We start from the raw sequence: 2,500 nt of genomic DNA, 5'->3' as shown, positions 1-2,500 counted from the left end.
ACACGCCAGACCAAAGTCCGGCTCCGCAAACACCCACGCTTATCGGCTGTATGTTTTTAATGATCCGCAAGCCCTTCCAGACTCACTCGCCTCGCCGCGATCAGCGAAGCCCTACACTATAACACAGTTTTCACTGCCGTCAAGAAGAATTTTCAACCCTTCTTGACCCCACACACAGAAGGTCTCGTGCGGGAAAGCCTTGCATTGTAGCACGCTTTTTTGATCCGTCAAGAGCGACCGATCAAAAAAGCGCCCCGTGCTCACGGGGCGCTTTTCCTGGCTGTAAGTAGCCTGACGATGACCTACTTTCACACGGGAATCCGCACTATCATCGGCGCTGAGTCGTTTCACTGTCCTGTTCGGGATGGGAAGGAGTGGGACCAACTCGCTATGGTCATCAGGCTTTAACGGGGTGCCATGCTGCTGCTCGAGCAGCACAGCGAATTCATAGAGTCATCCATCAGCTTCTTTATCTTGATTGCGCCTGGCATAACATCCTTGGCTCTTCCAGCCAAAGTTATAGGGTCAAGCCGCACGAGCAATTAGTACTGGTCAGCTTAATGCATTGCTGCACTTCCACATCCAGCCTATCAACGTCCTGGTCTAGAACGACTCTTCAGGGGGGTCAAGCCCCCGGCAGATCTCATCTTGAAACGAGTTTCCCGCTTAGATGCTTTCAGCGGTTATCTCTTCCACACTTAGCTACCCTGCGATGCCACTGGCGTGACAACAGGTACACCAGAGGTGTGTCCACTCCGGTCCTCTCGTACTAGGAGCAGGCTTCCTCAAATCTGCAGCGCCCACGGAAGATAGGGACCAAACTGTCTCACGACGTTTTAAACCCAGCTCACGTACCTCTTTAAATGGCGAACAGCCATACCCTTGGGACCGGCTACAGCCCCAGGATGAGATGAGCCGACATCGAGGTGCCAAACACCGCCGTCGATATGAACTCTTGGGCGGTATCAGCCTGTTATCCCCAGAGTACCTTTTATCCGTTGAGCGATGGCCCTTCCATACAGAACCACCGGATCACTATGTCCTGCTTTCGCATCTGCTCGACTTGTCAGTCTCGCAGTTAAGCACGCTTATGCCATTGCACTATCGTCACGATGTCCGACCGTAACTAGCGTACCTTCGAACTCCTCCGTTACGCTTTGGGAGGAGACCGCCCCAGTCAAACTGCCTACCATGCACTGTCCCCAGTCCCGGTTCAGGGACCTAGGTTAGAACCTCAAACGCACCAGGGTGGTATTTCAACGTCGGCTCCAGCAGAACTAGCATCCTGCCTTCAAAGCCTCCCACCTATCCTACACAGATCCGTTCAAAGTCCAATACAAAGCTACAGTAAAGGTTCATGGGGTCTTTCCGTCTTTCCGCGGGGAGATTGCATCATCACAAACATTTCAACTTCGCTGAGTCTCTGGAGGAGACAGTGTGGCCATCGTTACGCCATTCGTGCAGGTCGGAACTTACCCGACAAGGAATTTCGCTACCTTAGGACCGTTATAGTTACGGCCGCCGTTTACTGGGACTTCGATCAAGAGCTTGCACCCCATCAATTAATCTTCCAGCACCGGGCAGGCGTCACACCCTATACGTCCACTTTCGTGTTTGCAGAGTGCTGTGTTTTTAATAAACAGTCGCAGCCACCAATTTTTTGCAACCCGTTCATGCTCAGATGCTCTCATCACACTACTAGGGCACACCTTCTCCCGAAGTTACGGTGTCAATTTGCCGAGTTCCTTCTCCAGAGTTCTCTCAAGCGCCTTAGAATACTCATCTCGCGCACCAGTGTCGGTTTGCGGTACGGTCGTTGCAAGCTGAAGCTTAGTGGCTTTTCCTGGAACCCCGTTCAGTGACTTCGCAAGCCATGCTCGCTCGATCGGCAGCCTCGGTATATGTGCAGCGGATTTGCCTACTGCACGCCTACTTCTGCCTAAACCGGGACATCCAACACCCGGATCACCTATTAAGATTCGTCCCCACATCGCACTTGCAATCGGTACAGGAATATTGACCTGTTTCCCATCAGCTACGCATCTCTGCCTCGCCTTAGGGGCCGACTCACCCTACGCCGATGAACGTTGCGTAGGAAACCTTGCGCTTACGGCGAGCGGGCTTTTCACCCGCTTTAACGCTACTCATGTCAGCATTCGCACTTCTGATACCTCCAGCACGCTTTACAACGCACCTTCACAGGCTTACAGAACGCTCTCCTACCACGCACAGTAAACTGTGCATCCGCAGCTTCGGTAACTGGCTTAGCCCCGTTACATCTTCCGCGCAGGACGACTCGATCAGTGAGCTATTACGCTTTCTTTAAATGATGGCTGCTTCTAAGCCAACATCCTGACTGTTTTAGCCTTCCCACTTCGTTTCCCACTTAGCCAATTTTAGGGACCTTAGCTGGCGGTCTGGGTTGTTTCCCTCTTGAGTCCGGACGTTAGCACCCGGTGCTCTGTCTCCCAGGCTGTACTCTGCGGTATTCGGAGTTTGC

General features: G+C 52.8%; 2 rRNA genes (1 of these 2 running past the window's edge). Both read right to left on the bottom strand.

From position 1 onward, the window contains the following. Window positions 1-289 precede the first annotated feature (289 nt). Window positions 290-402 (bottom strand): 5S ribosomal RNA (rrf, locus tag ACX36O_RS01860). 119 nt (window positions 403-521) lie between these two features. Next, a 23S ribosomal RNA gene (locus tag ACX36O_RS01855) occupies window positions 522-2,500 on the bottom strand; it runs 896 nt beyond the window's last position.

This window comes from Brachymonas sp. KE5 (assembly GCF_057773645.1).
The sequence above is the reverse complement of the archived record's forward strand: the minus strand, read 5'-3'. Positions and strand labels throughout refer to the sequence as shown.